This is a genomic window from Dictyobacter halimunensis, from assembly GCF_036245075.1.
On sequence record NZ_BSRI01000002.1, the window covers coordinates 3,665,614 to 3,687,475 of the forward strand.

14 protein-coding genes and 1 tRNA gene are annotated in these 21,862 nt (G+C 52.4%); 9 read left to right on the forward strand and 6 right to left on the reverse strand.

The genetic code is table 11. The features are described from left to right. The first annotated feature begins 70 nt into the window (after window positions 1-70). The 3 genes from AABA21_RS29170 to AABA21_RS29180 are packed head-to-tail and all read left to right on the forward strand — an operon-like array spanning window position 71 to window position 2,959. A complete protein-coding gene (locus AABA21_RS29170) occupies window positions 71-1,102 on the forward strand; it encodes a decaprenyl-phosphate phosphoribosyltransferase (RefSeq protein WP_338255653.1) in 1,032 nt (343 codons plus the stop codon). A 15-nt stretch (window positions 1,103-1,117) separates the two neighbouring features. Further along, window positions 1,118-2,143, forward strand: a complete 1,026-nt coding sequence (locus tag AABA21_RS29175) for a lysylphosphatidylglycerol synthase transmembrane domain-containing protein (protein WP_338255656.1) — start codon at window positions 1,118-1,120, stop codon at window positions 2,141-2,143. 57 nt (window positions 2,144-2,200) lie between these two features. After that, on the forward strand, window positions 2,201-2,959 hold the full coding sequence (locus AABA21_RS29180; RefSeq protein ID WP_338255657.1) for a polyprenol monophosphomannose synthase: 759 nt from the start codon (window positions 2,201-2,203) through the stop codon (window positions 2,957-2,959). A 72-nt stretch (window positions 2,960-3,031) separates the two neighbouring features. Here AABA21_RS29180 and AABA21_RS29185 read toward each other — a convergent pair whose 3' ends face one another. Together AABA21_RS29185 and AABA21_RS29190 are read right to left on the reverse strand one after the other, a co-directional pair. Then, complete coding sequence (locus AABA21_RS29185) at window positions 3,032-3,607, reverse strand: NYN domain-containing protein (protein WP_338255659.1); 576 nt, start codon at window positions 3,605-3,607, stop codon at window positions 3,032-3,034. A 261-nt stretch (window positions 3,608-3,868) separates the two neighbouring features. Then, the gene (locus AABA21_RS29190) at window positions 3,869-4,804 is read right to left on the reverse strand and encodes a hypothetical protein (RefSeq protein ID WP_338255660.1); all 936 of its coding nucleotides are present in this window, start codon (window positions 4,802-4,804) and stop codon (window positions 3,869-3,871) included. Between the two features lie 253 nt (window positions 4,805-5,057). On the opposite strand from AABA21_RS29190, the gene AABA21_RS29195 reads away from it, so the two are divergent. The 3 genes from AABA21_RS29195 to AABA21_RS29205 all read left to right on the forward strand — a co-directional run bounded on the left by AABA21_RS29195 (window position 5,058) and on the right by AABA21_RS29205 (window position 7,688). Further along, window positions 5,058-5,131: transfer RNA gene (locus AABA21_RS29195), tRNA-Asp, on the forward strand. A gap of 263 nt (window positions 5,132-5,394) precedes the next feature. After that, window positions 5,395-6,540 carry a glutathione-independent formaldehyde dehydrogenase gene (locus AABA21_RS29200; RefSeq protein ID WP_338255661.1) on the forward strand — a complete coding sequence of 382 codons (1,146 nt, stop codon included), beginning with the start codon at window positions 5,395-5,397 and terminating at the stop codon, window positions 6,538-6,540. 188 nt (window positions 6,541-6,728) lie between these two features. Beyond that, on the forward strand, window positions 6,729-7,688 hold the full coding sequence (locus tag AABA21_RS29205; protein ID WP_338255663.1) for an antibiotic biosynthesis monooxygenase: 960 nt from the start codon (window positions 6,729-6,731) through the stop codon (window positions 7,686-7,688). 8 nt (window positions 7,689-7,696) lie between these two features. Here AABA21_RS29205 and AABA21_RS29210 read toward each other — a convergent pair whose 3' ends face one another. The 3 genes from AABA21_RS29210 to AABA21_RS29220 are packed head-to-tail and all read right to left on the reverse strand — an operon-like array spanning window position 7,697 to window position 12,687. Next, window positions 7,697-9,118, reverse strand: a complete 1,422-nt coding sequence (locus tag AABA21_RS29210; protein ID WP_338255665.1) for an 8-oxoguanine deaminase — start codon at window positions 9,116-9,118, stop codon at window positions 7,697-7,699. Between the two features lie 42 nt (window positions 9,119-9,160). Continuing rightward, window positions 9,161-11,860: a molybdopterin-dependent oxidoreductase gene (locus AABA21_RS29215; protein ID WP_338255666.1), complete on the reverse strand. Its 2,700-nt coding sequence runs from the start codon at window positions 11,858-11,860 to the stop codon at window positions 9,161-9,163. After that, window positions 11,857-12,687, reverse strand: a complete 831-nt coding sequence (locus AABA21_RS29220) for an FAD binding domain-containing protein (RefSeq protein WP_338255667.1) — start codon at window positions 12,685-12,687, stop codon at window positions 11,857-11,859. The genes AABA21_RS29215 and AABA21_RS29220 overlap by 4 nt, the downstream gene beginning before the upstream one ends. Window positions 12,688-12,915: 228 nt before the next feature. On the opposite strand from AABA21_RS29220, the gene AABA21_RS29225 reads away from it, so the two are divergent. Together AABA21_RS29225 and AABA21_RS29230 are read left to right on the forward strand one after the other, a co-directional pair. Beyond that, the gene (locus AABA21_RS29225; protein ID WP_338255668.1) at window positions 12,916-15,627 is read left to right on the forward strand and encodes a winged helix-turn-helix domain-containing protein; all 2,712 of its coding nucleotides are present in this window, start codon (window positions 12,916-12,918) and stop codon (window positions 15,625-15,627) included. 272 nt (window positions 15,628-15,899) lie between these two features. After that, a complete protein-coding gene (locus AABA21_RS29230) occupies window positions 15,900-16,640 on the forward strand; it encodes a DUF4386 domain-containing protein (protein WP_338255670.1) in 741 nt (246 codons plus the stop codon). A gap of 138 nt (window positions 16,641-16,778) precedes the next feature. Here the strand turns inward: AABA21_RS29230 and AABA21_RS29235 are convergent, their stop codons facing one another. After that, window positions 16,779-20,087, reverse strand: a complete 3,309-nt coding sequence (locus tag AABA21_RS29235) for a S53 family peptidase (RefSeq protein ID WP_338255671.1) — start codon at window positions 20,085-20,087, stop codon at window positions 16,779-16,781. Window positions 20,088-21,127: 1,040 nt separating this feature from the next. On the opposite strand from AABA21_RS29235, the gene AABA21_RS29240 reads away from it, so the two are divergent. Continuing rightward, a complete protein-coding gene (locus AABA21_RS29240) occupies window positions 21,128-21,754 on the forward strand; it encodes a hypothetical protein (RefSeq protein WP_338255672.1) in 627 nt (208 codons plus the stop codon). Window positions 21,755-21,862: the final 108 nt, after the last annotated feature.

Here is a 21,862-nt window from a genome sequence, read left to right on the forward strand (position 1 = left end):
CGATACGTTTCAGGATGTCAGGTACATGTTTTCACGTATGTTTAGTATGCGTTGAAGGGACAGTAAACTTTTGGAGAAAGTTACTATAAACAATGACGGTCAATCTGTAGTAGAGGAGAATGAGCAGGCTCTATCCACCCCCATCGTGGAAGCTCCCGATCCGGCGCCAGCCAGCTTTTTTACCCGGTTAAAAGCCCTGATCGCGCTGATGAGGCCAAAGCAGTGGACAAAGAATGGCGCCGTTTTTATCGGACTGGTATTTGCCAGTGAGTTGTTTCACCTCTACCCATTAATCCGAGCGACTGTCGCTTTTATTGCTTTCTGTTTTATTTCCAGTACTATATATGTTTTAAATGATTTACTAGATATCGAAAAAGATCGCGTGCATCCCACCAAGCGGTTCAGGCCCCTGGCCTCGGGTGTGCTTCCAACCTCCTGGGCTAAAGCGGCCCTGGTTGGTCTGCTTGGTATGTGTGCCGTGCTTACTTTTCTACTCTTCTTGATTCCATCACCACCTGATATATACCGCTCGCTCGGGGGCGCCAACGTCCTTTTTGCCCTCAGCATTGCCGCCTATCTGGTCATGATGATTTTCTATAATACGCATTTAAAGCATGTAGTGCTGATCGACGTTTTTTGTATCGCGGCCGGTTTTGTCTTGCGTATCATCGCGGGCACCGTTGTGATCCCGGTCGTTATCTCGCCCTGGCTCTACCTGGTTACCTGTTTCCTCTCACTCTTCATGGGATTCGGGAAGCGGCGCCACGAACTGGTACTATTGCAGGGGCAGGCGGGTAGTCATCGCAAGATCCTCAAAGAATATAGTATTCCTATGCTAGATCAGATGATTACCGTGGTGGTTTCTGGTACATTAATGTCATATAGTCTTTATACGGTTCAGGGGCAGACCGGCAATCATCGTCTCATGATTACCGTTCCCTTTGTATTGTATGGGGTATTTCGTTATCTCTACCTGGTCTATATGCGTATGGACGGAGGAAGTCCTGATGAGATACTCTTGCGTGACCGCCATATACTGGCAGCCGTTTTGTTATGTGTTATCACTGTCATAACTGTTCTCTACCTGCTACCACAACCATAGTTATGGAGCATCTGTTTGTTTACTCGTAAGATACGTATCGGTATTATATGTTCGCTTGTACTGGCCTTTATAGTGATCGTCGCGATCGCGCTATATGCGGATTTGCCGCACATGGTGGAGGCGCTGACTCGTTTTCACTGGGTCTATATTCCGCTCATTTTAGGATTTACCCTGGTGAATTACGCCGGGCGCTTCATCAAGTGGCAGTATTATCTGAAGCGTCTGCGCATAGAGATCTCCACGAAGGAAAGCTTATGGATTTTTCTGGCGGGCCTGTCGATGGCAATCACCCCTGGAAAAGTAGGTGAGCTTTTGAAGTCCTATCTTCTGAAGCGCTCGACGGGGACGCCTATCAGTCGAACCTCCCCTATTATTGTGGCGGAGCGACTGAGTGACGGCATCGCGATGTTAGGACTGGCGGCGACGGGCCTCTTTCTGTATGGTATCGGTTGGGAAATCCTCCTTGTCTTGCTGATTCTGGGCGTGGTAGGGATTATCCTGATCCAGAATCGTTCATTGGTCCTGACCTTACTGCGGAAGGGTGAGCGTCTCCCTCGCATGTCTGGATTTATCCATCTGGTACGCGCATTTTACGAGAGCACATACACGCTGCTCCAATGGCGGCCATTACTGCTGGCCATAGGCATTGGTCTCATTTCCTGGTCAGGGGAATGCGTCGCGTTATATTTTGTCTATAGTGGACTGGGTATTGCCGCAGGTCCCGAGCTCTTTGTTAAATCTATGTTCATTTTAGCGGTTTCCACGCTGATCGGATCAGCTTCTGGCTTACCGGGCGGTCTGGGTACCGCGGACGGTAGTATGCTGGGCCTTACCCGCTTGCTGGTAACATCATCGGCCACGTTGGCGGGCGCGGCAACCCTGCTCATTCGCCTATGTACGCTCTGGTTTGGTTTGCTGGTCGGCATGATCGCCCTTGTGCGCATTCGTTGGACGCAGCGCCACCAGAAACTGGATCTCTGGGATAGTGACTGGGATGAACAGCAGAAGCAGAAGGATGAATCGCATAGCTACACACGATGACCTGACGTATACACCTGGCGGTACGGCAGCATCCACGAACACAGGAGAAATGTTTGTATGAAAACCTTGATTATTATTCCAACGTATAACGAGTACGAGAACCTACCTCCCCTCCTGGAGACGGTCTTCTCGTACGTACCGCAGTCAGATATTTTGATTGTTGACGACAACTCGCCCGATGGCACCGGTCAGCTGGCCGATAAGTTCGCGGCGGAGGATCCACGCGTCCATGTATTGCATCGCGCTGGCAAGCTGGGTCTGGGCACCGCCTATGTAGCCGGCTTCAAATACTCGATCGAGCACAACTACGATGCCGCCTTCGAAATGGATGCCGACTTCTCGCATGATCCCAAATACCTGCCGGACTTCCTCAAGGCCATCGAAAACGCGGACCTGGTGATCGGCTCCCGCTACATTCCCGGCGGTAGCACCCCCAACTGGTCCTTTGGACGCCGCTGCATTAGCGGTTGCGGCAACATCTTCGCTCGCTTCATGTTGCACATCCCGGTCAAAGACTGTACCGCTGGCTTCCGCTGCTATCGTCGCGAGGTACTGGAGAGCATCGATCTCGACACCATTCAGTCTCAGGGTTACGCCTTCCAGATCGAACTGGCGTACCGCGTTATGAAGCAGCGCTTCCGCATCACCGAGATCCCCATCACCTTCATGGATCGCCGCGTCGGTAAGTCCAAAATGTCGCGTAAAATTGTGCTTGAAGCCTTTGTATATGTTACTCGGGCGCGCCTGGGTATGGTGCCGATGCCATCGCCCGCACTGCGCAAAGAGATCAGCCGTGTCGAGGTGGCTCAGAAGTAGTCAGCATCTCTGGCAGAAGAATGAGCGTTTGCTGCTCCTTGAAGTGGTGAGCGCTTATTTTTTTATGCCGTTTTATTTGTGTTTTAGCGTCTTTCGATCTACGCGCATGGACTTGTAGCGGCGCGAGGACTTTCCCTTCTTAGGGGGTGAAGGGGTGTTGAACTCTTCGTTATCCTGCTGATACTTATAGGTAGGATCGATACCGTAGACGCGGCGCATCTCCTGGCGATATTCGGAACGCTGAAGCACATCCTGTGGAGCGGCATTGAGGGAGGAGACCAATCCATGGGTTGTCAGGGCATGACCACCTTGCTCGATCACGCTGCGCTTGACCTCACCATCGTCGCTAAACATCATTACCTCCACCCCCCTATCATTGGCCTCCGTCGCCAGTCGGGCGATGACACTATCGGCGGTCTCCCCATATTTCGAATAGATGACGCAGATATGATCGATATGTAGCATCTGTTCGCGTCCCCCCTTGCCATCAAAGACCACCACCACCCGGTCTGTCGTATTGCGATAGCGATTCTTCAACTGCTTGATCAGCAGATTGCGCGCCTCCGCCTGGCTCTTGCCCTCCACATATTTGAACATCGCGTTATTTTTGATGACATTGTAGCCATCGACTAAGATATCAAACCCCATAGCATATACTCCAATATCAGGTCGTTGCCCACTCAAGCACACGCCAGACATGGATAAAATGATGATACACTGTCTGGTTGCTCATGAGCATAGTTCTCTTCTCCTTTGACCTGGAACATCAGTAAATCTGGTAATACTATCTATTGTACCTTACTTTGCGCTGTTTGACAGCATCACGTAACCATTCAGGCTAAAGCTGGGACGCCGGGGCGGGCGATCCAACCGCCACGACTGCATAGTTAGATTACGCGAAGTGAGCGTTCATGGATGAATCTGCCGGATCAGCTGCCAGAGGTAGGCCAGTTCGGCCCGAATATTGATATGTAGAAAATGCTCGATGGTGGTATTGGCTGTACTGGAGGAGATAGATGTCACGACCAGGGCGAGAATAGCCAGCAGCAAGATCAGAAGGACGATCGTCACCAGGGATTCCAGCGAGAAGCCCGCTTTCCTCTCCACCTCATCACCGGATCTGTGTGGCACCGGCTTTTCTGGCTTATCCAATGCGATGGTCGTCCGGGGACGTGGGGGACGCGTGGCGATCTCATCGATGGCCAGATTCTTCCGATGGTCGCGCACGGCCGCATCGTGCTGCCTGCGGGCCGCCTGCTGGTGGGACGCGGTTCGCGCCGCAAAGCTGCCTTGAGGAGGACGCGTCGGCAGGCGCTCGATGTGCCATGCCGCCCCATCATCCCGCACCATGTCCCTACTGGTGTTGCTGTGGAGCGCTGGTGGTGGAACGAGTTGAGCTCTGATCGCGCTTTGCATCGGCAGCGTCTCGGCCGTATCAACCGATGTCATCGCCTGGAAGCGACCCGGCTTGATGCACACCAGGCGTACCGGGGTCGCGTGCTTGCGACGCAGCTGCGCCTGCCGCGTCGTCGCGAAGAGCACGCCTCGCAGCGGAGCCGTCTGGGCCCGAAAGGGCAGCCCCGCCTCCACACAGCACTCCCCGCACACCCCATGCACATTATCCCAGCACTGCGGACAGGACGGTCGGCGGCAGCGAAAGCAGAAATGACACATACTCATAAAGGCCGACTCCAGTGCCATCGGGGGAGCCTGCAAAAGATACTGATGTTCCTGCGACGGAGCGTACATTGCCTGGCAGATACGACACGAAATAGTCACCGGCAACCCTTCTTTCTGTCGCTGGCCGGCCGACTCGGGATCGGGCCTGGACAGTGCATGTGCCACGAAAGCCTCCAAAATATCATATAGCGCCCTGACCTGAATGAACTTCTGTTGTTATTATAACTTGTTTCAAACAATCCCTGTGCGCGAAAGCAAACAATCAGGCGCACAAGCCCTTTTTCAATACAACGCTAAAAAATAGGAAAAACGCAGATCGCTACCAAATTCGGGACAAAAACATTTGACAATGACAGGCAAGTCTGGTATTATTTATTCACGCGAGGCGGTGCCAGGAGCACCGGCGAGCAAGTAAACTGGAGCCGTGGTGTAGTGGCCTAACATGTCTGCCTGTCACGCAGAAGACCGCGGGTTCGAATCCCGTCGGTTCCGTTAATAAACATAATAAAATACGAGAGGCACGTTGCTAGCAACGTGCCTCTCGTATTTTATTATGTTTATTAACCATGGTGTCTGCTAATCGCCTCGCTGACTGGACCACCGCATATAGATAATCGGGTTCACTTTGCTGCTGATAGCCCATATGTTACTTTTTGCCGAAATCTTGCGTGTCATGGAGATACCGAACGCATGCAGATTTGGGCATGAAGTTAGCTACGCGAGCTTGAGTATTTTATAGATACGAGGAGAAGCATATGAAGGCTGTCGTCTATAATGGTCCCCGTGATATGCAGGTGAAAAATGTGCCGGACGCGAAGATTGAGCGGCCAACTGATGTTCTGGTGCGTATTACCAGTACCAACATTTGCGGCTCGGACCTGCATATGTATGAAGGTCGGACCGATCTAGAGCAGGGGAAAGTTGTCGGGCATGAGAATCTCGGCGAGGTGATTGAGGTTGGCCCTGCTGTTGATCGCATCAAGGTTGGCGACATGGTTTGCCTTCCATTTAATATCGCTTGCGGCTTCTGCGAGAACTGTACAAAGGGGCTTACCGGATTCTGCCTGACGACGAATCCTGATCCCAAGATGGCCGGTGCGGCCTATGGTTATGCCGACATGGGACCCTATAACGGCGGGCAGGCCGAGTATCTGCGTGTCCCCTATGGAGATTTTAATTGCCTGGTTTTGCCGGAAGATGCGCGTGAGAAAGAGGATGACTATGTTATGCTCTCCGACATCTTTCCCACTGGCTGGCACTCGACCGAACTTGCCGGTGTGCAGCCTGGAGATAGTGTGGTCATCTATGGTGCCGGTCCCGTTGGTTTGATGGCGGCCTACTCGGCATCCATTAAAGGGGCCAGTAAGATTATGGTTGTGGATCGCCTGCCCGATCGTCTGCGCCTCGCCGAATCGATCGGGGCCATTGCGATCGATGACTCGAAGAGCTCACCCGTGGAACAGGTTCTGGCAGCGACGCAAGGAAAAGGGGCTGATAGGGGTTGTGAGTGCGTTGGCTTTCAGGCACACGATACGCAGGGCCATGAGCATCCGAATATGACGTTGAATAATCTGGTGCAGTCGGTGAAGGCGACCGGAGGGATTGGTGTGGTTGGTGTTTTTGTACCCCAGGACCCCGGTGCTCCGGACCAGGAAAGCAAACAGGGCGCGATCAATTTCGATTTTGGAACTTTCTTTTTTAAAGGCCAGTCGATGGGAACAGGTCAGGCAAATGTCAAAGCCTACAATCGCCAGCTGCGAGACCTGATCCATGTCGGAAAGGCCAAACCTTCATTTATTGTTTCGCACCATTTACCTCTTGATCATGCCACCGATGCATACCAGCACTTTGATGCGCGTGATGAAGGCTGGACAAAGGTTATTCTCAAAACGGGGAAGTAAGACCCATTCTGAAATAATAGAGGCAGGCTTGTACGAGTCATCTCGTACAAGCCTGCCTCTATTATTTCAGGGACATCATGTCAAGGAAGTTTCTGCGATACTACTTGCAGCATTTTATATATTTAAGTCAGGAGCTATAAAAATACGGCATTTTTCATAGATAAATTTTAGGAGAGCATTTTCCGCTTATGAGCGCACCCATCGCCACGCTCGTTACCCACACCAGCGTTGTGCCAGATCATATTGATGATTTTACTAGCTGGCAACAGCAAGTGAATGATACCATCGCTATGTTTCCTGGCTATCTCGACCATACAGTCATCCCTCCCAACCCACCTTTACAGACTGACTGGGTGATTATTCAGCGCTTTCAGACCGTTGACGCGGCGCGTACGTGGCTCCAATCTACGGAGCGGCAGCATTTACTGGACACGATTCAACCATTCCTGATCGGACCAACCGACATTCATCTCTTTACAGAGGATGAGCCATCAGGTTCATCCTCTCCTGTGTCTGTAATCATCTCGACACGCCTCAAACCAGATCAGCAGGGGGCTTTTCTGCGTTGGTACAGGAGGATCTCTGCGGTGCAAAGCCGGTTCGAGGGTTTTCAAGGCTACAAGTTTGAACCGCCTATTCCAGGTGTTCAAGAAGATTGGGTGACCATTCTGCGCTTTGATTCCGATGCCCATCTAGAAGCCTGGCTCAACTCTGAGGAGCGGAAACAGATGCTTCAGGAAGCTGAAGCTTTCAGCCTTGATACTCACTTGCGGAAAGTAGGCGTTGGCTTTGAAGCCTGGTTCAGGTTCGCAGGTGGGCAACAGCAAAGTTCACTTTCCTCCTGGAAAGTGAATATGCTGGTGTTATTGGCACTGTATCCTACGGTCTTCTTGTTCTCCATTTTTGTGCAGACGCCGTTACTGCTTCATCGGGGAATGCCTTTCTGGCTGGCATTGTTCATCGGCAATGCCTTCAGTACCTCAATACTTGGCTGGATTTTAGTCCCATACCTGAGCAAGTTGTTCAGCTGGTGGCTTGATCCGCTAAAGCATGCATCTTTGCCCGCAAGAACCATTACCTGGGGCGGGACCGCACTTATTCTGGTCATCTATGCAGTATTGCTGTTTGTGTTCTCACGTTTATCGTAACGAGAACATTATATCGCAGCTTGCCCGGCGACAAGTCTTGCCGCATGGCGGTTATGTTCCTCAATCACAGGTACAATATCAAGCGTCGCGATCTCACCCCGATCAACAACAAGACGACCGCCCACAACTGTATAGTGAGCACGTTGTGGCGCGCAAAAGACGACCGCGGCAACGGGATCACTCAGAGCACCGGCGTAGTTAATGGTATTGAGATCAAGCGTAAAGAAGTCCGCACACTTGCCTGGCTCCAATGACCCGATATCGGATCGTCCGAGCACCTGCGCGCCCCCGCGCGTAGCGATCTCCAACGCCTCGCGCGCCGTCATCCATTCTTTATCACGCAGTGGGTCAGATGTCGGAAGGAGGGTCATCGGTCCCTCAGGCGGCCAAAGCCCCATCTTAAGTCTGGCAAGCAACATAGCCTCTCGTGTTTCGATGAGCAGATTGGAGGCGTCATTGCTTGAAGAGCCGTCGACGCCAAAGCCGACCTTCACTCCATGTTCCAGATACTTTTTGACGGGCGCGATCCCTGAGGCGAGTCGCATATTTGATGATGGGCAGTGACACACGCCTGTACCTCTCTGCGCGAATAGGGCGATTTCGCTGTCGTTGACATGTACGGCGTGAGCGTACCACACATCGTTGCCTATCCAGCCCAGTGTTTCCAGATACTCGACGGGACGCATGCGAAAATGCTCGAGGGTGTAGCGCTCTTCGTCTAACGTCTCGCAGAGGTGTGTATGCAGCCGCACACCACGCTCTCTGGCCAGGGAGGCAGATTCGCGCATGAGATCCGCGGTGACACTGAAGGGAGAGCAAGGTGCCAGCACAATCTGCACCATCGATCCAGGGTCAGGATTGTGGTATTGTTGAATGAGCCTGAGCGAATCGGTTAAAATAGCTTCCTCTGTTTCGACGCAGCTATCCGGCGGCAGCCCTCCCTTTGACTCACCCAGTGACATACTTCCGCGCGAAGCCATAAAACGCATTCCCAACTCCCTGGCGGCATGGATCTGATCGTCAAGTTTACAGCCGTTCTTGAAAATGTATGTATGGTCGAAGGCGGTTGTACAGCCTGAGAGGGCAAGCTCGGCGAGGCCGATAATGGTCGCCGTACGGGATGCCTCGGGGGTACGCTGACTCCAGATAGTATAGAGAACCTTCAACCAGCGGAAGAGGTTGATGTTCTGGGCCGCGGGCACGTTTCTGGCCAGAACCTGGTCCAGGTGGTGATGACAGTTAACGAGCCCAGGCAACATGATCTGTCCACGCAGATCAAGCACCGTATCGGCCGAAGTTGGTAGCTGGTCTGTGGGTGCCACTTGTTCGATGAAGCCATCCCGAGCGAATAACCCGGCGTTTTGCAACTCCCGGCGTTCGCCATCCATCGTGACTACCATCGTAGCGTTTTTAGCAAGCAGAGTTGTCATCTGCTCACTCCTTTCTTATGATTGGAGCTCGGTAAAAAACGTTCATGACTGGGAATAGAGCCGCTCGAAGATGCGCTCAGGCGTCAGTGGCAAGTCAGGAAAACGGATGCCAGTCGCATTGGCAACGGCATTGGCAATCGCCGGAGCAACAGGATTGATCGAACATTCTCCCTGTGACTTAGCGCCGAGCGGGCCAATGGTATCGTATGTATCCGCAAAGTACACCTCGCTGTGGGGAATGTCGGCAAAGGCCGGTATCCTATAGTTGCGCAAGGCCGGGTTCACCATGGTACCGTTGTCATTATATACCATCTTTTCGTAGAGCGCCCAACCGATCCCCATCGCAATGGCACCCTCGATCTGGCCCCGGCATTGCATCGGATTGATCAGTCGCCCGATATCGGCGGCCTGCACACTCTGTAATACTTCGATCTGCCCGGTCATACGGTTTACGGCTACTCGAATGCCTTGAACATTGAAAGCAACCGAGCGCGGCGACAAATAGGCTTTGCGCTTGGACTCGAAGCGGTGGTTTACATCCATACCAGCGCTATAGAGCTCCTTCAGTGGAATGCGCCGTTCTCCACATATGACGAAATCATGTTCAAGACGGCAGGCGGACGATGCTATATGTGTGAAATGAGCAGCAAATTCAATGATATTGTCGCGTAATGCCTCTGCCGCCAGCGCAACAGCCTTCCCCGCGATGACCGTGCCCGTGCTGGCAAACGTACCAGTGTCATAAGGAGTCTGGTCCGTATCGCCATTAATGATCGCAATCCGCTCTACCTGCGTGTCGAGGATTGCAGCGGCAATCTGGCAGTGCGAGGTAGTTGATCCATTCCCCATCTCTGTCGACCCCACCGCGAGATGATAGCTGCCATCGGGCAGGAGCTTCATCTCCGCGCCTGATCGGTGTTCGGTGGGAGGACCGCTTTCCAGCATCGCCATTGCAATGCCCGTTCCCTCGACCCATTCCTTTCCCTCTGGTCTGGCTGAGCCCTGTCCGCTGGCCAGAGCGGTTTCGACCCGATCAAGACATTGATCAAGGCCATAACTGCCAAAAGTAACATCCTGGGGGTCTTTCCATACCGATTCTATCCAATCATCCGGTTGGATCATGTTCTTGCGGCGGATCTCGAATGGGCTGATACCGAGTAATCGTGCCAGGTCGTCGATGGCACATTCTATCGCGAAGGTTGTCTGCGACGAACCATATCCGCGGAACCCTCCCGCCGGAACCATATTCGTATAGACTGCGTACCCATCAGCTTTCTTGTTGGGACATCGGTAGACGGTGAGAGGGTTGGTGAGAGCGGCAGCGAGCGTCTCACTGGCATGGCCGCCGTAAGCGCCTGTATTGGAAACCACACGGACTTGTATTGCCGTCAACGTCCCATCACGCCTGGCGCCAAGCTTAACACGGGTCGTCATCGGATGACGCGTAGTCGCACCGATAAACTGTTCCTCGCGGGTAAACTCCCACATGACAGGTTGCCCGGTTTTCAGCGTGGCGAGGACGCACAGATCTTCGGTAAGCATCTCCTGTTTCCCCCCGAATCCCCCACCGACGCGTTCAGCAAAAACATGGAGGTTACGCGAGGGGAGCCCAAAGATGTGGCAGAGCTTGCCTTTGACGATGAACGGCGCTTGCGTACTGGTGCGTACGTGAAGACGTCCATCGTCACCTTTCCACGCGATGCAGCCATGCGTTTCGAGATGGACATGCTGGACGCGGGAAGTCGAGTACGTCATCTCATGAATCGCGTCTGCCTCCTTGAAGCCTGCCTCCACACACCCTACTTCGCCGTGAATATCAACGTAAATATTATGGCCAGATTTGTTGCTGGTATCGTGAAGGGCGGGGCTCCCCGGATTCATCGCCTCTTCAGGATCGAAGACGGCGGGCAGCAGCTCGTATTCGACATCGAGCAGACGGCATGCCTCTTCGGCGGCCCCGACGCTCCCGGCAACAACGGCTGCAATTCGTTGCCCCACAAAGCGGACGACATTGTCAAGCACGTATGTATCATCTGGATCGACCAGGTGGTCTTCATGGGTCGCTGTACTGTAAAGTCGAAGGGGAACATCTTCCCAGGTAAAGATGTCGACGACGCCAGGAACAGCCATAGCCTTGCTGCGATCAATGGAGCGAATGCGAGCATGTGGGTGTGGAGAGCGCAACACTTTGAGGTGGAGTATTCCATCCATGGCAATATCGAGCGTGTAGCGTGCACTTCCTGTGACTATTGCTTCTCCGAATGGGTTCCTTACGTTCTTGCCGCAGGCTGAGCCTGCGACCTCTTTATCAGTGGAAACGATATTGCCAATGGCATCGTCAATGCTACGGTAGCCAGTGCATCGACACAAATTACCCTTGAGAGCGTTGGGGAGATGCGCCCGTTTCTCATCATTAAGCGATGCCGCCGTCATGATCATGCCAGCCGTACAAAAGCCACATTGAAAGGCCTGAGCATCAAGAAAGGCCTGCTGCATTGGATGCAACCGACCATCTTGTTTTAATCCCTCAATGGTCGTAATCTGATGGTTGGCGGCTCGAAAGGCAGGAATGAGGCAGCTATGCACAGGCACGCCATCAATCCAGACGGTACACGCGCCGCAGTCACCCGCGTCACATCCTTTTTTGACACCAAAGAAGCCGCGTTCACGCAAAAAGGTTCTTAAGCATTGTCCTGGTCCTGGCTCAGCAGAGAACCTTCTGGTATTGACAGTGTAGTTCATACCTTCCCCTCTTTCTGCGCCAGTTCGGAGCGGATCTGTTCCGCATAGTAGTAGGTGAGGTGACGCCGGTAAGCTGGTGACCCATGTACATCATCAAAGTAGAGGGAATCGGGAATAGTCACGTCGATGCAGTGACGCAACTCATCGGCCGTTGGCATCTGCGCAAAGCGCAACTGCAACGGTCGATTGGTTGCCGCCGTCACAGTGATCAGCAAATCACCTTCGTGTATGTTTTGGGTACCGATGAGAAGTACCGCCGAGCGTCCGAGATGCGTTAATGACAAACGGCGGAACGCGAACCGCCTCGTAAGTGCTGCTGTAGGAAGGTGGATACTGCGAAGCAACTCCCCTGGCTGCAGGACATTCGCGTGGTTTCCTGTGACGAAATCGGTGGCCAGAACCTGTCGTGGTGGTGCTTCGCGCGGCCATAATGTATAGACACCCTCAAGTGCAACCGTCAATGAAATCATTGGACCTGCTGGCAGCGACATACAGATGTTGCCTCCAACTGTTGCCGTGTTCCAAATTTTAAACGAGGCCAGCAGAGAACGGCAGCACTCGCCTATGAGCGGTGCTGCCAACCATTGCGGAGGCGCGACAAATCGGTCCAGTTCGGCGATGGGGCAGGTCGCAGCGATATCGAGCCCATCTTCTGATACATGCAACGCGGGCCAGTGAAGTGTTTCGAGGTCAATCAGCGTTTCGATGTTCAATTGTGGTTCCGAGAACAGCCAGGTGCCGCCAGCAAGCCACGCACATCCATCGCGCCAGATAACAGTATCAACTGATCCAGGCCGCCTCACTTCTTTAATGGTATTCAAGTCCATGAACTTCACCCTATCTGTTAGCTTAAGATCACGATGTTGTGCTTATCGCATCATCATATAATTATCGGTTGCAAACAAGTTTTCCTTAAATAAGGAAAAATGTATTACATGCAGATGAATATATATAGGGAAGGCCTAATTGGTGTATTGGCGCCGGGCAGCGTAGCCATAGCCGGTTGTGGAGGAGGTGCCATTTAAGGTATACTCCCTCCCAGGAGGCGAGAGCGCATGACGCCAATTTTAACCACGAAACTGTATCTTCCTCGGCTTCGCCCGAACGTCGTTCTTCGTCCCCGCTTGCTTGAGCGGTTGCATGAGGGCCTGCATCGTAAACTGACGCTTATCTCGGCTCCTGCTGGCTTTGGGAAAACCACGCTGGTCAGTGAATGGGTTGCAGAAATTGGGAGGCCGACCGCCTGGCTATCGCTGGATGAAGGGGAGAACGACCTTACGCGCTTTCTGACTTACCTGATTGCTGCCTTACAGACAGTTGTGCCGAATATTGGTGAAGGTGTGTTGAGCGCACTTCAATCTTCTCAGTCACCGCCAACCGAGGCGATACTGACTGGCCTGCTCAATGAGATCTCCGTGCTTCCGGATCGTTTCGTCCTCGTCCTTGACGATTACCACGTGATTGATGCCAGACCGGTTGATAGTGCCCTCGCATATCTCGTCGAGCACCTGCCGCCACCGATGCACCTGGTCATTGTTACCCGCGAGGATCCATCTCTTCCCCTGGCTCGTCTTCGTGCCCGGGACCTCCTGACCGAACTGCGCGTAGCCGACCTGCGTTTTACGTCTTCCGAGGCGGCCGCATTTTTCACCCAGGTGATGGGCCTCACCCTTTCGGCGCAGGATATTGCTGCCCTGGAAGGGCGCACCGAGGGCTGGATTGCTGGCCTGCAGTTCGCCGCGCTTGCCCTGCAAGATCGCCGAGATATTTCTGGATTCATCCGGACATTTGCCGGAGACCACCGATACATCATGGACTATCTGGTTGAAGAGGTTCTGCAAGGTCAGCCCGAATCTGTTCGCAGCTTCTTACTTCAGACCTCCATTCTCGATCGGTTGAGTGGTCCACTCTGTGATGCTGTTACCGGTCAGAAGGATGGCTTCGCGCAGCTGGAGGCCCTGGAGAGAGGCAACTTCTTTGTCATTGCGCTTGATGACAGGCGCCACTGGTATCGCTATCACCACCTCTTCGCCGACGTTCTTTCCGTGCGTTTGATGACTGAGCAATCCGATCAGGTCTCAACGCTGCATCGGCGCGCGCGCAGGTGGTATGAGAAGAATGGTTCGACGTCCGATGCGATCCACCATGCGCTGGCTGGAGGGGATTTCGAGCGAGCGGCAGACCTGATCGAACTGGCAGTGCCGGAAATGCGTAGGAGTAGACAGGATGCCACGTTGCGTGACTGGCTAAAGGCGCTACCCAACGAATTGATCCACTTCAGGCCCGTGCTCAGTGTTGGATATACCTGGGCGTTGCTGGCTGGCGGAGAGCTAGAGGCCGCCCACGCCCGACTGCGGGACGCTGAACAGTGGTTGGGCCCGGTGACAGGAGCAAGCTCGCTCACGCCTATCCCATCGGGTCAGATGGTCGTTGTGGACAAGGAGGAATTCCGCCGTCTACCAGCTGCGATTGCCGTTTACCGCGCTGCCATTGCCCAGGTTATGGGGGATGTGCCCGGCACCATAAAATACGCCCGGCTCGTGCTCGATCTCTTACCTGAAGAAGACTATCTAGGGCGTGGGGCGGCAGCGTCTCTTTTGGGGCTCGCATCCTGGACGAATGGGGATCTAGAGGTTGCGCACCAGGCTTTTGCCGATGGTCTGGCTCTTGTGCAGAAGGCCGGAAACCTCTCCGACGCCATCAGCGGCACAATCGCCCTGGCTGATATAAGGATTGCGCAGGGCCGCCTACGCGAGGCGATGCGAAGATATGAGCGCTCTTTGCGGGAGGCTTTGGCCTGGAGCAAGCCTGTGCTGCAGGGGACAGCCGACCTGTATGTAGGGATGAGTGAGTTATACCGGGAGAAGAACGATCTGGATGTCGCTATGCTGTATCTATCGAAAAGCAAGGAGTTGGGTGAGCGTACGGGGTTACCGCTAAACTGGTCTCGTTGGTATGTTGCTCGTGCGCGAATAAGTGAGGCCCAGGGTGATCTGGACGGCTCTCTCAACCACCTCCAGGAGGCGGAGCACCTGTATCGGAGAGACATCTTCCCAAATGTGCGTCCTATCTCTGCGTTGAAGGCACGGGTATGGGCCAGGCAAGAAAGATTGGATGAAGCCTTTGGCTGGGCGCGTGAGCAGAGTCTATCTGTTGGGGATGACTTGAGCTACATACGTGAGTTCGAGCATATTACCCTGGCCCGTGTGCTGCTGGCCCGCTATAAAAGCGACCAGGTGGATCAATCTGTTTTTGAGTCACTGAGATTGCTGGAGCGTCTCCTGAAAGCCGCAGAAGATAGTGGGAGGACGGGAAGCGTCATCGAAATCCTGATATTGCAGGCGCTCGCCTACCAGGCGCAAGACGATATCCCTGCTGCTCTTGTGCCACTGCGGCGGGCCTTGACTCTAGCCGCGCCGGAGGGCTACGTTCGCGTGTTTGTGGATGAAGGCTCTCCTATGGCAGTCTTGCTGGAAGAGGTCGCGAGACACGCGATCGTCCCGGGTTATGTCCGTCAGCTCCTGTCGGCCACAAACGCGAATGAAGACAGAACGCTTATCAAGCAGGGCTTGATCGAGCCGCTCTCGGAGCGCGAACTTGAAGTGCTGCAGCTGCTCAAAACTGACTTGACCGGACCGGAAATTGCCCGCAAACTCATCGTGTCCCTGAATACTATGCGTACCCACACCAAAAACATTTACAGCAAGCTCGGCGTGAACACCCGCCGGGCAGCGGTTCGCCGGGCTGAAGAACTCGATTTGCTCTAATTTGTTCTAAATAATTCATGAAAACTGGCCCTGGCGGCTCTGCCGACTCGTGTTCCCATACTTTTTCTCCCCCTCATCGCCTCCCATAAATAACATCACCACATCAATCACCACATGTGGTGATGCCTGCTCACCACATGAACAGGTATATTCTGATCAAAGAAACGGACGCACACAGCAGCGTAGGTCTTCATCCATATAAGCAAAATGATGACAAACTTTAATACAGATTACTTTTGTTTAAAACTATTGTTTAAAAAGGAGACAAACATATGATTTCCAGCAGACCAGCCATGGGCATTGAAGAAGACAGGCACCATCATACCAGTCATACCAGCAGACGGACAGCGGCAATTGTGGGGATACTCTTCATCGTGGCGGCGGTGACGGTGGTACTCGGTCTTATTCTCTACAATCCTATCCTTGGTGGCCCCGAGTACCTTCTGAAAGGCGCCGCGAATAAGAATCAGGTGATACTGGGCGCCATAATGGAGCTACTCCTCGTCTGCTCAGCTATTGGCACCGCTGTTGGTTTGTTTCCGTACTTGAGGAAGTACAACGAGAGTATCGCCCTTGGGTACCTCTGCTTCAGATTCCTTGAGGCCGTTCTCATTACCATTGGGATCATCGCTGTCCTTTCCCTTTTGACCCTCAGTCAGGAATTCGCGACCGCGGCAACCCCGAATGTTTCCGCGTACCAGGTTTCAGGGAGCCTCCTCATCGCGGTTCATGACTGGACATTCAAGCTTGGCCCTGATTTCATGCTCGGCATCAATACGGCGCTGTACAGTTCTCTGCTCTATAAATCCAGGCTTGTCCCCCGGTTCATAGCCATCATGGGGCTTACCGGAGCAACGCTCGTTTTTCTTGCGGCCCTCTTAGAAATATTCGGGATTGTCCTTCAAACATCCTTATGGGGAGCTATGCTGGCGGTACCAGTCGCCTTATATGAAATGACCCTGGCGGTATGGCTCATCGTCAAAGGATTCAATCCATCTGCAGTTGTTTCCTGATCAGCCTCTTTACGGCAGCCCCCATCTGTGAGAGGATACGGGAACTTCGCAGAGTGATTATGACGCTACAAGATAATCAAAAGGGATGCAAGAGGCCTTGCCTCTTGCATCCCTTTTGAAATGAAGCTCAACGGGGAATTAGCTATTGGTATATCCAAACATGGATGTACCACCATGCTTGATGTTATCGGAGAGGAAGTAGTAGACGCGTTCGGCAACTACTGTCCCATCCAACGCCTGTACCGTAATTGATACATTGTTAGCCCCGCCTGCCGGATAAGCTTTCGCGATCGGCACAATAATGCTATTCACATTTAGCGAGGTGATTTGGAGTGGCGTTAACTCGACCGTCTTTTGGATGATGGTGTTATCCGCGTACAGAGTAACAACTACATGCACCTTATTACTGGACTGGTTGAGCAATGTCAGGTATTCGGTGTTGTAGCCAGCCGTATAGCCTTCGGCAAAGCTATAGGATGCGTAACCTGTTGCGCTGGGCTGTCCAATGGTATCCAGAATGCCCGAAATAGTTGTCGGGCTCTGGTTATTGGTGCTGTTATAGTTGAAGTAGACCAGGCTCTCAGCCACGATTGCACCATCATCATCGTGTACCGCGGCTGCCACCCCATCGGTGCCCGGCCTGAACTGGGCTCGATAGCTATTTACATCGAAGTAGAGCTGGCTATAGGCTTTGACCTGTACAGAAACACTTTGTACCTGACCATTTGTGTATTCCAACTGGACTTGTGCGGTTGTATCGCTTCCCGTAAAGTTTGCCAGGACCAGGTATTCCTGATAGTTACTTTGTTGGGTGTTACCTACAGCGAAGAGCCAATCTTTACCCATGCCAGTTGCGCCAATGGTAGTTCCGGCACCAGATATAGGGCCGACCTGGTTAGCAACAGTATCCTTAAAGTACATAGGACGCTCTGCGACAATACCGATGCTCGATGTCACCTTCATGGCCATCTGCTGATGTCCCGGAGGAGTGAGCGTACCGCGTGCCATAGACCCAAGAGCCATCGTCTGGGTTCCCACAACACTCCCATTTGCATAGTAGGTCGCGGTAATGTTGGCAGTGGTGGAATTTGGATTGAGCAGGGTAATAAAGGTATTGTAGTTCTGCGTACTGTTCAGGCGTGTATCACCAGCCGGAAAGTAGAAATTGGTCTGATTGGCGGCGTTGGCACCGAAAACGTCTGTTCCACTATATACCCGATTGGCAAAGTTAAAGTACATAGGCCGCTCAGCAATGATTGGCACTGCGACGCCATTGCTGTTCGCCACCGATTCCACAATGGTCGAAACCGATGTCTGGGCTGTTCCTGTATCGGGATAGTTCAGATCGGACATCAGAGACACCGTACCACGTGTACTCGCTGTGACCGTGTGCATCTTTACAATGGGAGCACGACCATTGGGGAAGAGATAGGTGACCTTGACGTTCGCGGCCTGCGTGATATTGGGATTCAGGATGGAAAGGAACTCCTGGAATCCATTGCCCACATTGCCTTCGGCAAAGTACCATTTCGTTGCGGCTGGCGTCTGACGCTGTCCCGTCTGGCTATCGGCCAGGTTGGCGAGGTCAGTGAACAGGTTGCCATTAGCAGGTGAACCCAGGCCCGTCGCCAGATCATAGCCAGAGGTTGCGCTATACTGGGTACCGCTTACGATATTGTTGTTCCCGGTTGTGATGTCATGGAAATCACCAGGAGTGCGCGTATGCAGGCTGTACAGTAGCGGATTCAAGAAGCCGATATTGTAGTAGCCTTTGCTCAGCGAGTACTGGTTTGCCAGTGCAACCAGAGATGCATACATCGGAGCTGAGGTCGATGTACCACCGTAGATGTACCATGCGGGACCAGTACAGGATGCCGATGTGCAATTATAGGTGTAAATGGGATAGCCCGAATCGGGATCAGCATTAAAGGAGACATCGGGAACCTCGCGGCAATAGCCGCTGGTTGCGTTACAGGGGGTGCCTGAACTCGAACCGTTCACGATCCCTTGTTGATAGTCTGGCATGGGCCAGAGTTGACTGATGCCACCACCACCGGCTGCCTGCTGCTGCTGTGCGGATGGAAGCCCCTGGGTATTGTTCCATACGTTTTCACTGCCATAACCACCAGTGCTATTGGTATGCAGTGTGGTGCCCCCAACAGCAGTGACATAGGGCTGTGAAGCAGGATCACCAACCTGTAAAGAGGTGTCATTATTTGCGCCCAGACAATCCGTGCTACCATTATCGCCAGCTGAGGCAAGGATACTCTGGCCCTGAGCCGCAGCAATCATAAATAGAGAGTTTTCCTGCTGAACATCTGAGGGGGTAGTATTCGGTTCGCAGCTACTCCAACTCGTGCTCACAACCGGTACCGCATCGCTGATAATCTTGCCCCACATCAGCAAATTGCCTTGTGAGGTGTTTTGCGCCTCGTAGACATTAATGTTTGCCAGTTGTGGCGCGGTGCTCAAGGCCAGTTCTATGTCTAGCTCGGCCTCGCTCATGCCTGAATCGTAGGGTGTTGATCCCATGCCATCGGCTGCAATGCGCGATATGGGCACGGTCTTGCCACCATAGCAGGATGCATAGGCGGCCGCGTCGCTGGGCAGGTAGTCGGCAAATTCAACAAGACCGATCATCTGACCATTGCCCTTATAGGTTTGCTGCACATTACTCAAATTGTAGCCATTGGTAATCTGGCTTGGCGCGTAATAGGTTGGATAGGCATTATTCTGGCCGTTAGCCGGACAGCTCACTGTTGCATTGGAAACCGCCTGCGGGCTCTTGCCACCTGGCTGTACCGGTGTGATAGGGGTATGTGTAAAATGAGTTACATTATCCAACCCTTGAATGGTCGTGATATAGGGGGCAATCGCCGAAGGAACGCCCGGCTCCGTCGTTGATGCATAGAATTTGTGACCATCTTTCGTGGTGTAGTAGTTTTCAGATACGTTGAAAGCACTCTCGGCCTGTCCGATCGTGCCCGAGAATCCAATGACGAGACGATGGTCAAATGTTTCGGTTGTCTTAAAACCGTACTGGTTCATATAATTGATCACAGCTTGTTGCTCGGCAGGATAGGGGCTATAGGTCTCGATAAGCTGAGCTTTGGTTAGTGAACGTGCGGTTTTGTTTTTTGTGTTGCTGATATTGTTGACATATTGTTGCAAGTCGGCCTGGTTATGCATACGCAAACCGATGGTAATCTTCACCGGTGTATTTGCATCTACGGTGCTTCCGAGCTTACTGCTTTGCGTGAGCTTTGTTTTGATACCCGGGAGCGTCTGAATGCCGGCGGCATGCGCATTGTTCAGGGGATTAAAGCCAGAAAAATAGCCCACCACCAGGGCGAGCACAAGGCCGATAACAGGGATATAGGAGATGGGACGCTTCAAGAAAGATCGGCTTTGATGTTTCTTGTCCCCATCTGACACAGTTGCTTCCATACAGTTTTGTTCCTTCATTACATTGGAAAATTAGATAGATAAACGTAAAACACAAAAGGAAGAGATAATAGCAGAAATTGTGTCTATTTGTCTGACCTGATTCGCATGTGTCACATCGCTTATAGTACATCCTTGTTCAGTACACGCTGGGGGAGTCAGTGCAGGACATTTTTATCTCTGCTGTAACAAGTATACATTTATATTGTTCAATTTATAAATACTAAGATGCGGCACCTAGTACTAATGTTTTTTAATAAGACTTCTGATCTTTTCTTTGGGTATCCCTCATACGCCGCTTCTTCTTGTTCACCCAACTTGCTCCTGATGGTATAGCAAAAATATGTTTTCTTAAATAGAAAAGATATATGTTTGATATTGCTATGCGCCACAACCTGGCGGCTGTTCCCAGCGTCTTCTCGCTGCGTTGATAGCTATCGCTTTTCCCATAAAAACCTCCTGCAAATCAATCACATCCTTCTGTAGCTTTTAATCACGTCTATTCGTGCTATATATAAATAAAAGGGGATTTGAATGGTGGATGCGATACTCAACACATTAATTGTTGTGCTATTCCTGGGAGGTTTTGTCTGTGTTTGTGTGCTCTTCTCTCTTGGACTGAGAAGCTTGCGCGATCAACATTCCCAGGGAATACAGCAACCATGGTTTAAACACCCTACAATCTTGTTCAGCATAGGACTTTTCTTTTCCATTTCTTCCCCACCTGGCAGTTCATTGATCCGATTTCTTATGGGGAAGAAAGCAATACCAGACAGCGACATTTTTTTGTTCATACCATTTATCCCGATGATCTGCGCCCTCGCGATAATTTGTTATTGTCTCTATCTAAACCTCGACGCGGGTGGTTAAAATGCTTCCCTGGGTATTGAGCCGGGAAACGCCCCTGTAAATTCTCCCGAGAAAATGGGAGTTTCTCTCATGGTGCGGGAAACCTCCGACTGGTATGCTTCCCATGAAGAGAAGCAGAGATGGATCTGCTTCTAGAAATGGAAAGGCATTACCTGTAAAGGGGGGTATTGATTATGTCATCCACATCGTTGCAACGCTTGAGCGGGATCAGCCTGCTCGTTGGTAGCGTCCTGGCCATTGCTGGCGGCATTCTGGGCATTTTTAGCAGTAACCCGGCCGACAGCATGGGCATTGTCGGATCTCTCATCCAGTTTATTGGAGCAACATTGGTGATTCTGGGTTTGCCCGGTATGTATGCCAGGCAGGCACAACGAGCCGGCATCCCGGGTTTAATCGGCACCGCATTGATGATCTGCTATATTCTTATCCTCGGTGCGTTCGGCAGCGCACTGAATGCTGTTCTTCTCCCGTTTATCGCAACCCATGCGCCCGCGCTCGCGCAAAGTGAACCTCCCGGACTGGGCATCTTTTTTATGGTTGGCGGTTTGTTGGGAGCTCTGGGAGGCATCTCGCTCGGCCTGTCAACCATACGTGCCTCCATCTTGCCCCGATGGGCCGGGGTTTTGCTCATGGGCAGCGTTATTCAAGTTGTCGGTGACTTTTTCCAATCGCCCATTGCTAATCTTGGCTTCATGCTGGTAATGATTGGATTTGTCTGGCTGGGTATAGCTCTGCTGGCGTCGGAACAGCATGATGCCAGGGTACAGTCAGAGTTCTCCACCAGTGCTACACGGGTCTAAATGGGAAGAGACCAGACGCCTTAAGTTGATCGACTTGAGGCGTCTGTATCTTACACTGTACAGAAGAATACCTCATCAGGTAGAATAGGAAAAGAACCTGGAACCTGA